Here is a 19,053-nt window from a genome sequence, read left to right as displayed (position 1 = left end):
GAAACTCAATCTGACGTCCGTTTACTAAACGTCGTTACGCAACGGTCTTAAAAGTTACGAAAGCGCTACATTCTAGCGGTAGCCGACGCCGTTGTCTTTAAGATTCAGGAGAGTACATGGAGTTCAGTGTAAAAAGCGGTAGCCCGGAAAAACAGCGCAGTGCCTGTATTGTCGTTGGCGTCTTTGAACCGCGTCGGCTGTCACCGATTGCTGAACAGCTCGACAAAATCAGTGATGGCTATATCAGCGCCCTGCTCCGCCGTGGTGAACTGGAAGGCAAAGTTGGCCAGACACTACTTCTGCATCATGTGCCGAATATCCTGTCTGAGCGTATTTTATTGATTGGCTGCGGTAAAGAGCGCGAACTTGATGAGCGCCAGTACAAGCAGGTAATCCAGAAGACTATCAACACCCTGAACGATACCGGGTCGATGGAAGCGGTCTGTTTTCTGACCGAACTGCACGTTAAAGGACGCAATACCTACTGGAAAGTGCGTCAGGCAGTTGAGACCTCGAAAGAGTCGCTGTACAGCTTCGACCAGCTGAAAAGCAATAAAGTCGAGCCGCGTCGTCCGCTGCGTAAAATGGTATTTAACGTGCCAACCCGTCGTGAACTGACCAGCGGTGAACGCGCAATTCAGCACGGTCTGGCGGTGGCTTCCGGCGTAAAAGCGGCAAAAGATCTCAGCAATATGCCGCCAAATATTTGTAACGCCGCGTATCTGGCGTCGCAGGCGCGTCAGTTAGCCGACAATTACAGCAAAAATATTACCACTCGCGTGATCGGCGAGCAGCAGATGAAAGAGCTGGGCATGAATGCCTATCTGGCGGTAGGCCAGGGCTCACAGAATGAGTCGCTGATGTCGGTGATTGAGTACAAAGGCAATCCGGATCCGGACAGCAAACCGATTGTGCTGGTGGGTAAAGGCCTGACCTTTGACTCCGGCGGTATCTCGATCAAACCCGCTGAGGCGATGGACGAGATGAAGTACGATATGTGTGGCGCTGCTTCGGTGTATGGCGTGATGCGTATGGTTGCCGAACTGAATCTGCCGCTGAATGTGGTCGGTGTACTGGCGGGCTGTGAAAATATGCCAGGCGGTCGTGCGTTCCGTCCGGGTGACGTGCTGACCACCATGTCCGGTCAGACGGTGGAAGTCCTGAACACCGATGCGGAAGGTCGTCTGGTACTTTGTGATACCCTGACCTACGTTGAACGTTTCGATCCGGAAGTGGTTATTGATATCGCCACCCTGACCGGCGCCTGTGTGATTGCCCTCGGCCACCATATCAGCGGCCTGATGTCGAACCACAACCCGCTGGCCCATGAACTGATTGGCGCGTCCGAACAGGCTGGTGACCGCGCATGGCGTCTGCCAATGGCCGATGAGTATCAGGAACAGCTGGAGTCCAACTTCGCCGATATGGCGAATATTGGCGGCCGTCCGGGTGGCGCAATTACCGCCGCCAGCTTCCTTGCCCGCTTTGCGCGCAAGTATAACTGGGCGCACCTGGATATTGCCGGCACCGCATGGCGCTCCGGTAAAGCCAAAGGGGCAACCGGTCGTCCGGTGGCGCTGCTGTCACAGTTCCTGTTAAATCGCGCGGGCTTAAACGGCGACGATTAATTTGGGGCGCATCCGCAATGCGGGCGGCGAGAACGCCGCCCCTACGGTTACGGGTAGATAAATTGTTTGTAGGGGTGGCGTTCTCGCCGCCCGTTCTATTACAGATATCACAGGCATCACCCATGAAAAACGCGACTTTCTATCTGCTGGAAACCGATACGCCGGTTGACGGCCTCAACGCCGTTGAAGCGTTGGTATGTGAACTGGCGGAAGCACGCTGGCGCGCAGGGAAGCGTGTGCTGATCGCCTGCGAAACGGAACAACAAGCGATTAAGCTGGATGAAGCCCTATGGCAGCGTCCCGCCAGCGCCTTTGTACCGCACAATCTGGCTGGAGAAGGCCCGAAATATGGCGCGCCGGTAGAGCTGGCCTGGCCACAGCGACGGGGAAACTCACCGCGTGACCTGCTGATCAGCCTGCTGCCGCAGTTTGCAGACTTTGCCACTGCTTTCCATGAAGTGATAGACTTCGTGCCACACGAAGATTCTCTTAAACAGCTGGCGCGCGACCGCTATAAAGCTTATCGCAGCGTCGGATTCCACTTGAATACGGCAGCTCCGCCTTTGCCCGGAACGACAACGACATAGCAGAAATGGAAAAAACATATAACCCGCAAGATATCGAACAGCCGCTTTACGAGCACTGGGAAAAGCAGGGCTACTTTAAACCGAATGGCGATACCAGCCAGGAAAGCTTCTGCATCATGATCCCGCCGCCGAATGTCACCGGTAGCTTGCATATGGGTCACGCCTTCCAGCAAACCATCATGGATACCATGATCCGCTACCAGCGCATGCAGGGTAAAAACACCCTGTGGCAGGCGGGTACCGATCACGCCGGTATCGCGACGCAGATGGTCGTCGAGCGCAAGATCGCCGCTGAAGAGGGCAAAACGCGTCAGGATTACGGTCGCGACGCGTTTATCGAAAAGATCTGGCAGTGGAAAGCCGAATCCGGCGGCACCATCACGCGTCAGATGCGTCGTCTGGGCAACTCCGTGGACTGGGAGCGTGAACGCTTCACCATGGATGAAGGCCTGTCAAATGCGGTGAAAGAGGTGTTCGTTCGCCTGCATAAAGAGAACCTGATTTATCGCGGCAAACGCCTGGTGAACTGGGATCCGAAACTGCGCACCGCGATTTCCGATCTGGAAGTGGAAAACCGCGAGTCCAAAGGGTCGATGTGGCATCTGCGTTATCCGCTGGCTGACGGCGTCAAAACCGCCGATGGCAAAGATTACCTGGTGGTCGCCACCACCCGTCCGGAAACCGTGCTCGGTGATACCGGCGTGGCGGTTAACCCGGAAGATCCGCGTTATAAAGATCTGATTGGCAAATTTGTGCTGCTGCCGCTGGTGAATCGCCGTATTCCGATTGTTGGCGATGAACACGCCGATATGGAGAAAGGCACCGGCTGCGTGAAAATCACCCCGGCGCACGACTTTAACGACTATGAAGTCGGACGTCGTCACAAGCTGCCAATGATCAATATCCTGACCTTTGACGGCGATATCCGTGACAGCGCACAGGTTTACGATACCAACGGTGAAGAATCGACGGTATATGACGGCGCAATCCCGGCAGAATTCCAGAATCTGGAACGTTTCGCTGCGCGTAAAGCGATTGTCGCTGCGGTTGACGCCCTTGGCCTGCTGGAAGAGGTCAAGCCACACGATTTGACCGTGCCTTACGGCGACCGTGGCGGCGTGGTTATCGAACCGATGCTGACCGATCAGTGGTACGTCCGTACCGCGCCGCTGGCAAAAGTAGCAGTAGAAGCGGTAGAGCAAGGCGATATCCAGTTTGTGCCTAAGCAGTACGAAAATATGTACTTCTCGTGGATGCGCGATATTCAGGACTGGTGTATTTCACGTCAGCTGTGGTGGGGACACCGTATCCCGGCCTGGTACGACGAAGCGGGTAATGTTTACGTTGGTCGCAACGAAGCAGAAGTGCGCGCGGAAAATAATCTCGGTGCAGAGATTGCCCTGCGTCAGGACGAAGACGTACTGGATACCTGGTTCTCATCCGGTCTGTGGACCTTCTCCACCCTCGGCTGGCCAGAAAACACCGAAGCGTTGCGTACCTTCCACCCGTCCAGCGTGCTGGTCAGCGGCTTCGATATTATCTTCTTCTGGATTGCGCGCATGATCATGCTGACCATGCACTTTATCAAAGATGAAAATGGCAAGCCGCAGGTACCGTTTAACACCGTCTATATGACCGGTCTGATCCGCGATGACGAAGGACAGAAGATGTCCAAGTCCAAAGGTAACGTTATCGATCCACTGGATATGGTTGACGGTATTTCGCTGGAAGATCTGCTGGAAAAACGTACCGGTAATATGATGCAGCCGCAGCTGGCGGAGAAAATCCGTAAGCGTACCGAGAAGCAGTTCCCGAACGGTATCGAACCACACGGTACCGATGCGCTGCGCTTTACGCTGGCGGCGCTGGCGTCGACCGGTCGCGATATCAACTGGGATATGAAGCGCCTCGAAGGTTATCGCAACTTCTGTAATAAGCTGTGGAACGCCAGCCGCTTTGTACTGATGAACACCGAAGATCAGGATTGTGGTCAGAACGGCGGCGAAATGGTGCTGTCACTGGCCGATCGCTGGATTCTGGCGGAATTCAATCAGACGGTGAAAGCATATCGTGAAGCGCTGGATAGCTATCGCTTTGATATCGCTGCTAACATTCTGTATGAATTCACCTGGAACCAGTTCTGTGACTGGTATCTGGAGCTGACTAAACCCGTGATGAACGGCGGCAGCGAAGCGGAACTGCGCGGTACGCGCCATACGCTGATTGAAGTGCTGGAATCGCTGCTGCGTCTGGCGCATCCGATTATTCCATTTATCACCGAAACCATCTGGCAGCGGGTGAAAGTGCTGAAGAACATCAGCGACGACACCATTATGCTGCAACCGATGCCGGCATTTGATACGGCGAAGGTGGATAGCGCAGCGCTGGCGGATACCGAATGGCTGAAGCAGGCGATCATCGCGGTCCGTAATATTCGTGCCGAAATGAACATTGCACCAGGTAAACCGCTGGAAGTGCTGTTGCGTGGCGCCAGTGCGGAAGTCCAGCGCCGTGTTAATGATAACCGCAGCTTCCTGCAAACGCTGGCGCGTCTGCAGAGCATCACCCTGCTGCCAGCCGAAGATAAAGGGCCAGTCTCCGTTACCAAACTGATTGATGGCGCAGAGCTGCTGATCCCGATGGCGGGCCTGGTGGATAAAGCCGCCGAGCTGGATCGTCTGGCGAAAGAAGTGACCAAACTGGAAGTCGAGATTGACCGTATTGCCGGTAAACTGTCGAACGAAGGTTTTGTGTCACGCGCGCCGGAAGCGGTGGTGGCGAAAGAGCGTGAGCGCATGGAAGAGTGCGAACAGGCTAAAGTGAAACTGATTGAACAGCAGGCAGTTATCGCCGCGCTGTAATCTGTAAGCAGCGTGGCCGGATTCGTCTGGCCGCGCTGTGATTACACGCCTTCCGCTGCTTTTTTGATTGCCTCAATTCGTAACGGCATATCCGGATGCGTACTCAGCCATTCAGGTAGTTTGCCGCCGTGACTTTCCCGCTCTCCCTCCTGCTGGATTACCGCATACATTTTCGCCATTTCAGTCAGCGAGCGCCCCTGTGCGGCCATCTGCGCAATCGCCCAGTTATCAGCTTCACGCTCCATACCGCGCGAAAAGTGCATCTGATTGAGAAACGCCGCCGACTGTAACAGCGTATCGCCAATGCCACTGACATCACCGGTCATCCACATATAGCTGAGTGACACCAGCGATGAGCGCACCAGCATCCGCATCGGATGGCGCCAGCGGTGGTGTCCCATCTCATGCAGCATCACTGACGCCAGCGCATCATCACCCGGCGCCAGCCTGACCAGTTGATCGCTGATAATCAGAGTGCCATCCGCCAGCATAAAGGCGCCAGGCCCGCCGGGGGTTTGCATCAGCTTAAGCTGCGGCAGCAGGGTGTCGTCCAGCTCTGGTGATGCCGCCAGCACGCGGTAAAACAGCTGAGTCACCTGTTGCTGTTGCGCGTCAGAAAGCTGGCTGTCGTGAAAACCTGCCTGCTTTAGCAGCTGTAACGTCTGGTAGCCAACCTGCTGTTCCACATAGCCAGGAATATGCAGCGCCAGATGACGACTGGCAAACGGCAGCAGAACCCAGATATACACCACTATCAGCAGCAGCGTGGCCAGCAGTGTGGCAAACACCCCGCGCTTATTGCGCTCCAGACGATGGATCCAGCTTTCGCGGCGGTGTTGCGTCACCCACTGCTGCAGCTGGGCATCATCATCAGGCACAAAACGTCCGCCGTCAGCAAAAGTGATGGTCAGCGGAATCGCGCCTAAGGCTTCCGACAGCGTGATATCTTTGAGCAGAAACTGTGTTTCTGTTTGCGCCAGATGCAGCGAGAAATGGCGAGGGTGTAAGCTAAGACGGGCAGCCTCGCGAGCTGCCCGTCCTGGGTGCTGATAATAACCGCTAAGATGCACGGATTTAGATCCCGACGTTAAGGTCAAATGCCTGGGCGACTTCTTCCGCTACGGCAGTGTGCGCCGACTGCTGGTGAGCATGGACATTTAGCAACGCCATATCGCCCTCCAGCGCGGTGCATTTTGCCAGGTAACGCGCCATACGGATTTCCGCAACCGGCGTACCGAAGCCAAGGGTGAAAATAACGATCAGCGTATTAGTTAACATCAACAGCAAAAACGGCATCGTCTGCAAATCTGACTTAAGTTGAATATTATCGCCAAGCGTAGTCTGTTTAAACAGGTAATTACGCTGGGCGACCATTAACCAGCCAGCAGATATCAGGCCACCGAAGATTAAAACCACAAAGGTCAATAACAGGCTGGCGATATTGCCCAGCAGCAGGTTATTCATCATCTCGGGATCGCCACCGTAAGCTACCGCAAAAAACAGTGACGTGAATAGCGAACTAATCAGCAAACCAGCGACAATCAGGAATGGCGCCATAATTAAGAAACTGACCAGCACCATCTTAATATAGGTTTTCTTGCTTAAATTTGCCTTAAAAGGCAGATCGCCAAACGCCATATTGTTGACATACAGATCGTGATTCAGCGCCGCAACAATTCCCTGGATAACTGACAGACCAACAATCAGCATCACGAAGGTCAGTAAGCCGATCACCAGCATGGTGGTTATATTACCCGCACCGGCGGCGGTAAGGCCAACCAGCGTCAGCAGCAGATAGAGCGCCAGCACCAGCAATACCGGGCAGAGATACATCGTCCAGTACGCGCGACCAATCCGGCAGTGATAGTTAAAACGCACGCCGCGATAGCTGCTCATCAGCGCGTTATAGCGCCAGCTGCGGATCACAATCCACGGGATCAGCGCCAGAAATGCCAGCATAAACAGTAATGAAATAGTGGGCATCACAGCGGCGAGAATAAAGAAAGCCATCATGCCGACAATAACGATAATCCGCCCCTTTAAAATATCGACTGGGCGGGCATGATAATCAAAACGGTCGCCGGCAATTTCGGTATTACCATAAAAATAACGGCGACGGCGCACGGTAGCCCAGGCGGAATAAATTCCCAGCGTGACAATAGTCAGTAATGCATTGACCAGCCAGATTGAAAAGTATTCGCCAGACTTGCCGTGAAATAGCACGGCATGGCGTTGTGCAGGTGAGGTATTAATTGCCATAAATTTTCTTCCTGAAAAAATAAAAAACCGCGCCAGGAAACTGGACGGCGTGTTAGCGATTATTATTTGCGCGCATATTTAAACATGGACGTCAGCAACCGACAATAAGTAATTCTCATTTCGATCGCCATGCAGGCGTTAAGCGTTTACCGCAGATATCCCCGGCAACAGCATTGCATCCACTGTCTGGCGATGTTATTACACTCCATCATCAACATTTCTATTGAGTGAGCAGCATGATAACCGCAACTCAGGCTGGCGTGCGGGTACGCCCGATTACGCCGACAGACAATCCGCTTATCGCCCGGGTGATCCGCGAGGTTTCCGCCGAGTTTGGCCTGACGGCGGATAAAGGCTATACGGTATCCGATCCTAACCTGGACCGTTTGTTCGAGCTGTACAGTGAAGCCGATAGCGCTTACTGGGTGGTGGAGCTGGATGGCGTGGTGGTCGGTGGCGGTGGCGTCGCGCCACTGCTGTGCAGTGAACCCGATATCTGTGAACTGCAGAAGATGTACTTTTTACCTGCGGTGCGCGGTTTAGGTCTGGCGCGTACGCTGGCATTGCAGGCGATGGACTTTGCCCGCGAGCGCGGTTTTAAACGCTGCTATCTGGAAACCACCGCCTCGCTGACGCGGGCGATTAAGCTGTATGAGCAGCTGGGTTTCCGCCATATTGACGGCCCAATGGGCTGTACCGGGCATGTGGATTGTGAAGTGACGATGATTCGCGATTTGTAAGGGCTGTCTGGGCGCAGGCATGCGCCCTTTTAAGGTCAACTACTGAAGGTCAAAATCAAGGGCATTTCGTTCGTCCTGAAGGCCGACCGACCAAGGGCCGGCAATTGCCCCGGCCCTTGGAACCCGCGCTTATGTCGGCATCATCGCCGCTGCGCGGTTCCCTCCAAAATTTGAGCCAACCTCAGGACCAGTCGCGACGCGTTCCCTACGCGGCGCTCCTTCTCGCGGCGTCCATGCCGCTCGTTCCTGGCTGGCTTAAATTTTCTCGGCGATTCTGACGACATCTCCTCCCACACCTCACCATTCTGCAAATCATCACACGTTAAAAACCTCCAATGTCACATTGATGGTTTTGACCTGGAGGCGGCATAAAAGAACGCTGAGTAAAAACCTCACTCCAGGATGAGCCGCATGGACGCGGCGAAAGAGTTGGCCGCGTATGGAACGCGTCCAACTCGGTCCGTCAGGAGGGAGGTTTTTACGAAGGGACCCGCACAGCGGGCGTTCGCCCTGCCGCAAGCGCGGATTGTTAAGGCCCGCGCTTACGGGCCTTAACTCGCTCGCCACGTGGGCGAGCGAAACGCCTTTGACTTCGACTTTGCTCTGGTCTTCAAGCGCAGCGCTATTTACTTCTGCAAACGATCCAGCAACTTCTGATGAATGCCGCCAAAACCACCGTTACTCATCACCAGCACCGTATCGCCCGGCTGCGCGACTTTCGCCACCATCTCCACCAGCGTATCCACGTCCGAGCTCCAGTGGGCAGGCTGCATGCAGGCGTCGGCCACTTCCGATACCTGCCACGGGATATGATGCGGCTGCAACAGGAACACTTCATCGGCACGGGCTAAGGCAGGCGCCAGGTCATCCTTGCTGATGCCCATCTTCATGGTATTGGAACGCGGTTCCAGCACCGCCAGAATGCGCGCCGTGCCGCCCACTTTGCCACGCATGGCCGAAAGCGTCGCCAGAATGGCGGTCGGATGATGGGCAAAATCGTCGTAGACTTTAATGCCGTTGCTTTCACCACGCAGCTCCAGACGGCGGCGCGCATTGATAAAATCATTCAGCGCGCGCCCGGCATCTTCCGGTTTCACACCGACATGACGCGCGGCAGCAATCGCCATCAGGCCGTTATGCATATTATGTTCGCCGACCAGCGCCCAGTTGACCTCCGCCACCGCCTCACCATCAAGCCACACCTGCCAGTGCGAGGCGTCCGCTGACAGCTTCTTCGCCTGCCACTTACCGCCGTCGCCGATATGCTCCTGCTCGCTCCAGCAGCCCATCGCCATCACCTGCTTAAGCTGCGGATCGTGCTCCGGCAGCAGAATTTTGCCCTGCCCCGGGACAATGCGGATCAGATGGTGGAACTGCTTCTGAATCGCACGCAGATCGTCAAAAATATCCGCATGATCAAATTCCAGATTATTCAGGATCAGCGTACGCGGACAGTAATGCACAAACTTCGAGCGTTTGTCGAAAAATGCGCAGTCATACTCATCCGCCTCAATCACGAAGAATGGGCTTTTTCCTAAAGTTGCCGAAACGGCAAAATTTCCCGGTACTCCGCCGATCACAAAGCCCGGTTCCAGCCCGCAGGCCTGTAAAATCCACGCTGTCATGCCTGCGGTAGTGGTTTTACCGTGGGTTCCGGCCACTGCAATCACCCAACGGTCACGCAGCACAAAATCATGCAGCCATTGTGGGCCGGAGAGGTAAGGAATGTTACGTTCCAGCACCGCTTCAACACAGGCATTGCCGCGTGTCATCGCATTGCCGATAATCACCAGGTCCGGTGCCGGATCAAGCTGACTGGCATCATAACCCTGAATTAAATCAATACCTTGCTCTTCCAGCAAAGTACTCATCGGCGGATAGACGTTCGCATCAGATCCGGTCACTTCATGCCCGAGCGAGCGCGCCAGCATCGCCAGACCGCCCATGAAAGTACCGCAGATACCGAGAATATGAATACGCATAAAAGGTCCATTACTTTAGAGTTCGGCGCACAGTTTAGCGCCGAGTTACTCGGGAAGAAACGGATTTGGACTATGGTCTTTGCCGTTCCATCGGCTAAACTGCGTACGAATACGTTAGCGGCTCGTCAAACATGCTGCTACTCAACCGCAGATTCAGGGATTGTGTTATGAAAACGTTAGGCGAATTTATCGTCGAGAAGCAACATGACTTTCCTCACGCCACAGGTGAACTGACGGCACTTCTTTCCGCTATCAAACTGGGTGCGAAAATCATCCACCGTGATATCAACAAGGCCGGACTGGTTGATATTCTCGGCGCCAGCGGCGTGGAAAACATTCAGGGCGAGCAACAGATGAAACTCGACCTGTTTGCCAATGAAAAGCTGAAAGCAGCACTGAAAGCGCGTGGCATTGTTGCCGGTATCGCATCCGAAGAAGAAGACGAGATCGTTATCTTCGAGGGCGTGGAAAACGGTAAGTACGTGGTATTAATGGATCCACTGGACGGCTCATCCAATATCGATGTTAACGTCTCGGTTGGCACCATCTTCTCTATCTATCGTCGCATTACACCGCCAGGCACGCCGGTCACTGAAGAAGATTTCCTTCAGCCAGGCAGCCAGCAGGTTGCGGCAGGCTACGTGGTGTACGGCTCCTCCACCATGCTGGTGTATACCACCGGTTGTGGCGTCCATGCCTTCACTTACGATCCTTCGCTCGGCGTATTCTGCCTGAGCCAGGAACGTATGATGTTCCCGGAGAAAGGTTATACCTACTCGATTAACGAAGGGAACTATATCCGCTTCCCGCAGGGCGTGAAAAAATATCTGAAGTTCTGCCAGGAAGAGGATAAACCGACTAACCGTCCGTATACCTCACGTTATATCGGTTCACTGGTGGCGGACTTCCACCGTAACCTGCTGAAGGGCGGCATCTACCTCTATCCAAGCACCGCCAGCCACCCACAGGGTAAGCTGCGCCTGCTGTATGAGTGCAACCCGATGGCGTTCCTTGCCGAACAGGCGGGTGGTAAAGCCAGTGACGGTAAAAATCGTATTCTCGACCTGCAACCGGAAACGCTGCATCAGCGTAGTCCGTTCTTTGTCGGTAACGAAGCGATGGTTGACGATACTGAACGCTTTATGCGCGAGTTCCCGGACCAGTAAATTGTAATATGCAGGGGAGCCGTTCCCGGCTCCCGTCTGCCTCGCCGCCGGGCGGCGAAAACGCCGCCCCTACAGTTTATGCGCTATGTAGCTTAAACACCGCCATACTCTCCACCAGCTGCTGCGACTGCTCTTCCAGCGACTGCGTTGCCGCTGACGCCTGTTCGACCAGCGCCGCATTCTGCTGCGCTACTTCATCCATCTGCGTGACCGCCTGATTTACCTGCTCAATGCCATGACTCTGCTCCTGCGAAGCGCTGGAGATCTCTTTCATCAGGGTAGTGACGCGCATCACTTCGCTGGAGATCTCATCCATGGTTTCCCCGGCCTGGGTCGCCATCTGATTACCTTCACCGACGCGGGTTTGTGATTCAGCAATCAGCACGCGAATCTCTTTCGCCGCAGTCGCGCTGCGCTGCGCCAGTTCACGCACTTCGGTCGCCACCACCGCAAAGCCACGCCCCTGTTCACCGGCACGCGCCGCTTCCACCGAGGCATTCAGCGCCAGAATATTGGTCTGGAAGGCAATGCCGTCGATCACGCTGAGAATATCGGCGATCCGTGCGGAACTGTGGGAGATTTGCTGCATTTTCTCGATAACATAACAGACCACTTCGGCGCCCCGGTCGGCGGTATCGGATACGCTGCGCGCCAGCTGATGAGCATTCTGCGCGTTTTCCGCATTGAGCTTCACCGTCGCGGTAAGCTGTTCCATACTGGCGGCGGTCTGCTCCAGCGAGGCCGCCGACTCTTCGGTGCGCGCGGAGAGGTTAAGGTTACCGGCGCTCAGCTCGCGGCTGCCAACATCAATTTGCAGGCTGGCGTCACGCACCCGGCTGACCGACTCCTGCAAGGCAACCTGCATACTGCCTAAGGCGGAATTAAGCCGTCCCAGCTCGGAACAACCCCCTTGCGGCACCTGCTGAGTAAGATCGCCTGCCGCCACATACTCCAGATGCACCACGGCGTTATCCAGCGGCTTCAGCAGCAGGTTGCGTAAAATAAACCATGCCAGCACCACCAGCAGCAGCGTTAGCAGGCCGCAGAAGGCGATCAGTATCTTCATCTGCAGTTCATTTTTCGCCGCCTGCGCCAGCTGATCGGCGCTGACCTGATTGGCATACTCACCAAAGGCCGTCACCGCATCGCTAAACTGCATCGTCAGCGCGGTAATATTACCTTCCAGCTGCTCATAGTAAGCATCGACATCCTGCTTATTTAACGCAGCCACCAGCGGCGTCATGCCGTTATCCATATAGTTCTGATAACTGCTGACCACCGCATCCGCCAGCTGTTTACCATGGGCGGTAACGGTACCGGCATCGACAAAACGTTTCAGATCGATCTTTGACTGCTCAAGATAACCCAGTGCTCGCTTAACCTGGGCCGCGCCTTCATCGGTTAATCCCACTTCCATTTTACGAATCGCCAGCGCCGCCACGACACGCACACGCAGCAGATTGCTGTTACTCAGATACAAGCTATTCTGTTCGATACCCTGAATGCGGTTAATCGCATCCAGTGATTGGGTTCCTTTGTTAATTGCGGTAATGCCCATAATGCTGACTACCAGCAGCAGCAGCGTCATTAATGCCAGTAAAGCCAACAGCCCGGTACGGATTGAGATTTTGTTTAGCATGAGGTATTCCCTATTGCGGAAAAAGGCAAAAAATCCTGAAGCCTAAAAGCGCAGAAGTTATCGGCAATTCCCCGACTAAACTTTAACCCTGCTGACGATGTTTTTATTGAACACCGGCAACAGATAATTCACGCTTAATTAATCGCGCTATATGAAATTATGGAATCAACCGATGAAAAAAATCCTGCTCATCCTCTGTCTGGCGCTGCCCACAGCGGCTTTTTCCGCCGATAATCCGCTTGATAGCGCGCTGGAGAGCTGTCTGAACAGCCACTCATCGACCGTCGGCATATCGCAATGCTATGACGCCGCTAATAAGTCATGGGATAAGGAGATGAACCGGCAGTACCAGACAGTAATGAAAAAACTTAACAGTGAGCAAAAAGCCAAATTACGCGATGCGCAGCGCAACTGGCTGAAGTATCGCGACAGCTGGCTGGCCGCGGCTAAAAGCTGGTATCTGGCTGAACAAGGCACCATGGCCGGAGTGTCGCTGGGGGCGCAGGGCGTACAGCTGATTAAAAATCAGGCGCTGCTGCTGAAATCCCTTAATCAGGGCAGCTGTGCGAATCCTGATGATTGTCAGTGAGATAGAGTGATAAGGTAAAGAGCACGCTTTTTTCTCTTTCCGGAGCCACAGATGGCCGCCTACTCGTCGTTAATTATCCTGATCCTGCTCGGTGGACTGAGTTTTTTTGTCCATAACACCGCTGTCACCGTATCGATTCTGGTTCTGCTGGTGATCAAAATCACCCCGCTGTCGCAGTTCTTCCCTTATGTGGAAAAACAGGGCATTACGCTGGGGATTATTATTCTGACCATTGCGGTGATGGCGCCGCTGGCCAGCGGTTCGCTGCCTTCCAGCACCTTGCTGAAATCGTTTCTGGACTGGAAATCGCTGCTGGCGATTGCGGTGGGAATTTTTGTTTCCTGGCTCGGGGGGCGTGGCGTCTCGCTGATGAGCAGCCAGCCAACCATTGTTGGCGGCTTACTGATTGGCACCATTATCGGCGTCTCGCTGTTTCGTGGCGTACCCGTTGGCCCACTGATTGCCGCCGGTATTGTGTCGCTGTTTGTGATTAATAAATAGTCAGCCACCCGGCGCAGTTAACAGGGTTTTCGCCAGCGTCAGATAGCCCTGCCGATTTGCCAGCAGATCGATACTGAAGTGCTCGACGGTTTTTTGCTGCTGCATCGCCATGCGCCGCAGCAGGCCGTAAGCGCTGTCTTCATCCAGTTCAAGCTGTTGCATCAGCCATAACTGGGCGGAGAACAGAAAACGCCGCGCCTTCAGCCGTTCATCCTGGCGTTGCAGCTGCGCAGTCAGCGCCTGCTGCCGGGCATCAGCCGCCAGCGCCAGCGTTAATGCCGTCATCACGCCATCAAAACGCACCGGTTTACGCATATAACCGGAAATCTGCTGCTCAATAATCCATTGCAGGCGCGAGGGCGTCTCCATGGTGGTCAGCACAATTTTCGGTAACTCAGGCCACGGCAGACGGTGTGTCGGATGGAACAGCTGCGGGTTGTCGCCATCAAACATCACCAGTTGCTGACCGTCAAAGGCTTCCGGCGGCGGAAACTGTTCGTGGAAGCAGGCTTCGACGCCAAGCCGCGCGAACTGCTGTTGCAGATGCTGTGCATCACGCCCGTTGCAGCCAATGGCGCACACTTTCAGGCCACGCATGCGCACTCTGGCGCCCGCCATCAGGCGCTGCCCTCTTGCGCCAGGAGCGCCAGATCGACCCAGGTTAACCAGGGATCGGGTTTTACCGCTTCAGGCGCCTGCCAGAAGGTTTGCAGCACCCCCTGCTCACAGCGCGCCATATGTGGCGTCAGCCAGGCATGATTATTATCGGCATCAATGCGTACTTTGCCTGCCGGAGCGTCAATCTCATCCTGCCAGACCGCTTCACGCACCCCAACCACTTCGTCGCTGCCGCTGCGATTGATCGCCCGCGCCAGAAACTGCCCGGCCAGCCATGCAGCCTGCGAATCCACCGAGGGCGAACTGTGGTCGCCAAAACGCTGACGATAGCGGCGCAGAAAGCGCTGGTTCTGTGGCGTATCAATTGACTGAAACCATACCGAAGAGACCAGATAGCCCTCCAGCGCTTCCGCGCCAATCAGTCTGACCTCGGGTTCACACAGCGTCAGGCTCAGTTTAATCAGGGTGTCGGAGGCAAGAAAAGGATGCTGCTGAGCAGCGGCGTGCCAGGCGTGGTAGAAACGATAGGCGGAAACCCCCACCAGCGTCGCCAGTACCACCTTTGGTTTTTTGGCAATAATGTCGTCAATAATCGCCTGAACTTCGGTTTCGCCCAGCGGCAGCAGCTGGCTGGCCACCAGTTCACCGCCGACCGGCTCAATCACTTCGCGGGTAATGCGATCAATTTCCCATGACCAGACATAGTTGGAACCGACATGGTAGATCTGCGGCTGATGATGCTCCAGCAACCAGCTGAGCATCGGAATCACATGCTGATTCGGTGCTGCGCCGAGGTAAATCACATTATTGCTGCTTTCAAACCCCTCATAGCGCGCCGAGTGCCACAGCAGGGCATTGGCCCCTTCGATTAATGGCAGCATCACCTTACGCGAAGCCGAAGTGTAGCAACCAACAATATGGCGCACGCCATGGCGATACAGCAGGTCGTAGCAATATTCGTAGTACTTATCCAGCGAACCGCCGGGGTCGTAGACAATCGGCGCCAGCGTAAAGTTAAACGCCGGGTCGGCATTAATCTCTTCAATCGCCAGCATAATGCCATTGACCATTTCACGGCCAATCACGCCATAATCGCCGGAGACGGAGTAGAGAATGCCCACCGGGATAACCGTTTTTTTATCACCGGCATCGCCGTTTAACTGCATAGATCTCTCCTGGAGTGCGGCCCGCAGGCCGCCGCTAAATGGATTCATGTCGCACGTCTGGTCACCAGTGCGCGGTAATAGTGTGGCTGACGCATCAGTACCAGATCTTTACGCCGCACCACATGGGTCGGATATGGCGTACTGCTGTCGCCGGTATCAATCGTCAGGGTCACCATGCCTTCCGTCTGCATCACTTTGGCTTCACTGCGCGGGAAAGCAAAGGTATCCGGGCCATAAATACCGCTAATGCCGAAACTGCCCGTTTGCTCATCGCAGCTGTTGGCAAAAGCCAGCCACAGGTTGTTCTCGCCCGCGCGCACCCGTGGCAGCAGGCAGTGCAGCGGATCGACGCCGGTGGGAATCGGATAGTTATGGCGAATTACCGTGCCGCTATGCGCCAGCGGCAGCGGTTCAGCCAGCGCCGCCGGACAGGCCAGCAGATCGCAGCCTTCAAGAGCAAGAATACGACCCGCCTCCGGGATCAGCAAATCTTCCCCCAGCAGCAAGCCCACGCGACCACAAGGCAGATCGGCGGTGACCCAGCTGTCTCCTGCCGTCGCCCAGCGCTGATCGGCGGCATTAAGATGGATCTGGCGATAGTTAGCAATCACCCCTTGCGCACCAACCAGCAGCGCGCTGTTATAGAATGTATCCCCTTCCTGCTCAATCCAGCCGGTCAGCAACGCCATATCCAGTTCCACTGCCAGTTGCAGGAACTGTGCTACTACCGGATGGCTGGCAGTCATCGCCTGTTCACGTCCGCTGCCACCAGTTAGCGCCTTTTCCGGGAAAACCATCAATTCAACGCCCGCGCGTTTCGCCGCCTGCGCCATCTCACGCATCTTACGCAGATTCAGATCCGGCCCTATCTGCGGCGTAAACTGCGCCACCGCCACTGGCGACTGCTTGCCCCGCGGCAGTGGCTCCATGCCGTATAAGCCAAAGAAATCGCCGGGATTCCAGATAAAGGTATTGGTCATCAGACGCTGGTACAACTCCGGGCGGCGTTTCGCCAGCGCCGGATTGTGCTGTGGCAGCTGAATCTGCGCCGCCACAATGCCGTCGCCGCTGTCACGGGCGGCCAGCAGCTGACCGTCGCCGTCCACCACGCAGCTGCCGCCGCTAAACTGCACGCCGCGCTCCCAGCCCCAGCGGTTACTCTCAATCAGCGCGCAGCCATTTTCCCATGCCCGGGTCAGCCAGTAAGGCGCCGGGGTGCGTTCCGCCAGCCAGTTGCTGATATGGCAGATAATCTGCGCGCCACCGACCGCCGCCAGACGTGCGGTTTCGATAAAGTGAATATCCATGCAGATCAGCAAGGCGATATTGCCAATCGGCGTAGCGAATACCTGATGGCCGAGATCGCCATTGGCCGCCCATTTCGGTTCGGAAATATAGGGGTGAGTCTTGCGATGCACGCCAATCACCCCTTGCGGACCAATCAGCACCGCGCTGTTGTAGTAAAGTCCGCTCTCAGCATCCACTTCCGGCATCCCCAGTACCAGATAGCAGTTATGCTCGCGCGCCAGGGCGCTGAAGCGCTGACAGGTTGCGCCGTCGACGGTTTCCACAAAGGGGGCGACCTCATTGCGATTACGCCAGCAGTAACCAGTGGTGCCCATTTCCGGCATCACAATCAGCCGGGCGCCATCCTGCGCTGCAGCATCCGCCAGCGCCAGCAGCTGGCTGATGTTCTCTTCTTTACGAAACTGCGTCGGTTCAAACTGAATCGCCGCGACCTGCAAATGTGTATCGGTCATTATTCAGCTTCCTTGTTCAGTTGCGGAGCAAGCTGTGGTTTCGGGCCACTGTAAGCATCAGATGGCCGCCAGCGGGTCGGCATATCCGTCGGGAAGGTTTTGAAGTAGTACTGACCACGGGTTGCGACGCTGATAATCACATGGATCACCGGCCCCACCAGCATGGCGATAAACGACGCATAAACCATCGGGTAGAGCCCCAACACGCCCGCCGCGCCGACGGCCACCGCCACTAACAACGCAATGGTGCCTGACGGGTTCCACATCCGCAGATACTCTTTGCGGTACTCAACAAAGTCGGTCGGCGCCAGCCTGAACACTTTGCGGCAGATAAAGTAGTCGGCCAGAATGATAAATACCCAGGTGTTGGTCAGAATGCCGGTAATCGACAGGAAGGTGCCGGTATATTGCAGGATATTAAAGACATAGAAGATTACTCCCAGCGCCCACACCAGCACCATCCACCACTGACGGCCTGGACGGTAATTAAAGGCCATATCCATGGTGTTCGACAGCGCAATCGAGCCGGAGTAGAGGTTCAGCACGTTGATGCGGATCTGGGTAATAATCGCGAACAGTACACCGGTCAGCGCAATAATCAGCGGAAAGACAAAGCCCGGATCCAGCGCCAGTGCCCAGGCATCGCCCTGCGCAATATGTGGCATCAGGGTATAAGCCATAAAAGCGCCGAACAGCATCACCACCACGATTGGGATCAGCATCCCCAGCATAATGGTGGCGGTGCCTTTGTGTGTCACACCTGGTTTAGCAAAGCGCCCATAGTCGGTGGCCATCAGCCCCTGGAACACAATCTGCCCGTTGGCCATATTCATCACCAGCCACAGCGCATTGCTGTCCACTGCGCCCTGCGCATGCCAGCCCGAGAATCCCACCGGCTGATAGTGATGGGTCAGCTGCCAGATGCAGAAACCAAACAGCAGGATAAAGATCGGTACACCCCAGGTTTGCAGGAACTGCATTGAGGACATACCTTTCCAGACAAACCAGATCGCCACCAGCCCGGTAACGGCAAATATCGCCACGCCCGCCAGGGAATTCACCTCCACGCCGGCATAGTTGGCAATCGCATGTGAGACGATGGTGCCTTCAAACAGGAAGTAGAAGATAAAGTTAATCGCGTAAATCAGCGAGGTAAACGCCGAGCCCATATAACCGAAGCCAAGGCCGCGCGTCATCAGGTTCAGCGACAGTCCCTCCTTGCTCGCCAGCTTCATAATGCAGGAGCCTATAATCGTCGCGAACACCACCATATAAGCAATCGGCAGCAGCAGCGTAGGCCAGCCAACCTTGTAACTCATATCCGCGCCGAGACTAAACCAGAACATCGCCGTGGAGTTGCCCAGCAACACCAGAATAATCGCCGGGATTGGCCAGCGATAATGGGTTGGCACCCGCCCTACCGCATAATCCTCGACCGCTTCAGCCTCAGTAATATCCTGTGGTCCCTGGAACCACTGTTTAAGTTTTCCCATGATGACTCTCCAAAAATGAAAAAAGCCCCGCCGACTCTGAGAGTCGACGGGGCTTCTTTGCCTG

Annotated in this window: 15 protein-coding genes; 7 read left to right on the top strand and 8 right to left on the bottom strand. The window is 55.3% G+C overall.

Features of this window, described 5'->3' with window-relative positions:
- Positions 1-116 precede the first annotated feature (116 nt).
- The 3 genes from pepA (at position 117) to J2125_RS13945 (ending at position 5,076) form a co-directional block, all read left to right on the top strand.
- On the top strand, positions 117-1,628 hold the full coding sequence (gene pepA, locus J2125_RS13955; RefSeq protein WP_017801056.1) for a leucyl aminopeptidase: 1,512 nt from the start codon (positions 117-119) through the stop codon (positions 1,626-1,628).
- Positions 1,629-1,750: 122 nt separating this feature from the next.
- The gene (locus J2125_RS13950) at positions 1,751-2,215 is read left to right on the top strand and encodes a DNA polymerase III subunit chi (protein ID WP_017801057.1); all 465 of its coding nucleotides are present in this window, start codon (positions 1,751-1,753) and stop codon (positions 2,213-2,215) included.
- A 5-nt stretch (positions 2,216-2,220) separates the two neighbouring features.
- Complete coding sequence (locus J2125_RS13945) at positions 2,221-5,076, top strand: valine--tRNA ligase (RefSeq protein ID WP_017801058.1); 2,856 nt, start codon at positions 2,221-2,223, stop codon at positions 5,074-5,076.
- Positions 5,077-5,117: 41 nt separating this feature from the next.
- On the opposite strand, the gene J2125_RS13940 is transcribed toward J2125_RS13945, so the two are convergent.
- Together J2125_RS13940 and J2125_RS13935 are read right to left on the bottom strand one after the other, a co-directional pair.
- Positions 5,118-6,146, bottom strand: a complete 1,029-nt coding sequence (locus J2125_RS13940) for a M48 family metallopeptidase (RefSeq protein WP_017801059.1) — start codon at positions 6,144-6,146, stop codon at positions 5,118-5,120.
- A 4-nt stretch (positions 6,147-6,150) separates the two neighbouring features.
- On the bottom strand, positions 6,151-7,335 hold the full coding sequence (locus J2125_RS13935; RefSeq protein ID WP_017801060.1) for a YjgN family protein: 1,185 nt from the start codon (positions 7,333-7,335) through the stop codon (positions 6,151-6,153).
- Positions 7,336-7,571: 236 nt separating this feature from the next.
- Here J2125_RS13935 and J2125_RS13930 point away from each other — a divergent pair, with 236 nt between their 5' ends.
- On the top strand, positions 7,572-8,075 hold the full coding sequence (locus tag J2125_RS13930) for a GNAT family N-acetyltransferase (RefSeq protein WP_017801061.1): 504 nt from the start codon (positions 7,572-7,574) through the stop codon (positions 8,073-8,075).
- Between the two features lie 626 nt (positions 8,076-8,701).
- Here J2125_RS13930 and mpl read toward each other — a convergent pair.
- Positions 8,702-10,057, bottom strand: coding sequence for a UDP-N-acetylmuramate:L-alanyl-gamma-D-glutamyl-meso-diaminopimelate ligase (gene mpl, locus J2125_RS13925; protein ID WP_017801063.1), 1,356 nt, complete (start codon positions 10,055-10,057; stop codon positions 8,702-8,704).
- A 167-nt stretch (positions 10,058-10,224) separates the two neighbouring features.
- On the opposite strand from mpl, the gene fbp reads away from it, so the two are divergent.
- Positions 10,225-11,223, top strand: a complete 999-nt coding sequence (gene fbp / locus J2125_RS13920; RefSeq protein WP_017801064.1) for a class 1 fructose-bisphosphatase — start codon at positions 10,225-10,227, stop codon at positions 11,221-11,223.
- A 76-nt stretch (positions 11,224-11,299) separates the two neighbouring features.
- On the opposite strand, the gene J2125_RS13915 is transcribed toward fbp, so the two are convergent.
- Positions 11,300-12,862: a methyl-accepting chemotaxis protein gene (locus J2125_RS13915; protein WP_017801065.1), complete on the bottom strand. Its 1,563-nt coding sequence runs from the start codon at positions 12,860-12,862 to the stop codon at positions 11,300-11,302.
- 172 nt (positions 12,863-13,034) lie between these two features.
- Here J2125_RS13915 and J2125_RS13910 point away from each other — a divergent pair, with 172 nt between their 5' ends.
- Entirely contained in the window at positions 13,035-13,451 is a 417-nt protein-coding gene (locus J2125_RS13910; protein WP_017801066.1) for a lysozyme inhibitor LprI family protein, read from the top strand.
- 51 nt (positions 13,452-13,502) lie between these two features.
- Entirely contained in the window at positions 13,503-13,952 is a 450-nt protein-coding gene (locus J2125_RS13905; RefSeq protein WP_017801067.1) for a DUF441 domain-containing protein, read from the top strand.
- On the opposite strand, the gene J2125_RS13900 is transcribed toward J2125_RS13905, so the two are convergent.
- From J2125_RS13900 to J2125_RS13885, 4 genes are read right to left on the bottom strand one after another with little or no spacing between them, the layout of a single operon-like run.
- A complete protein-coding gene (locus J2125_RS13900; protein ID WP_017801068.1) occupies positions 13,953-14,570 on the bottom strand; it encodes an ANTAR domain-containing response regulator in 618 nt (205 codons plus the stop codon).
- Positions 14,570-15,736, bottom strand: a complete 1,167-nt coding sequence (locus J2125_RS13895; RefSeq protein ID WP_017801069.1) for a transporter substrate-binding domain-containing protein — start codon at positions 15,734-15,736, stop codon at positions 14,570-14,572. The genes J2125_RS13900 and J2125_RS13895 overlap by 1 nt, the downstream gene beginning before the upstream one ends.
- A 44-nt stretch (positions 15,737-15,780) precedes the next feature.
- Positions 15,781-17,496, bottom strand: a complete 1,716-nt coding sequence (locus J2125_RS13890) for a nitrilase-related carbon-nitrogen hydrolase (RefSeq protein ID WP_017801070.1) — start codon at positions 17,494-17,496, stop codon at positions 15,781-15,783.
- Complete coding sequence (locus tag J2125_RS13885; RefSeq protein ID WP_017801071.1) at positions 17,496-18,989, bottom strand: purine-cytosine permease family protein; 1,494 nt, start codon at positions 18,987-18,989, stop codon at positions 17,496-17,498. Before J2125_RS13885 ends, J2125_RS13890 begins: the two co-directional genes overlap by 1 nt.
- Between the last annotated feature and the right edge of the window lie 64 nt (positions 18,990-19,053).

The sequence above is a fragment of the Winslowiella toletana genome (assembly GCF_017875465.1).
GTDB classification, from domain to species: domain Bacteria; phylum Pseudomonadota; class Gammaproteobacteria; order Enterobacterales; family Enterobacteriaceae; genus Erwinia; species Erwinia toletana.
The sequence above is the reverse complement of the archived record's forward strand: the minus strand, read 5'-3'. Positions and strand labels throughout refer to the sequence as shown.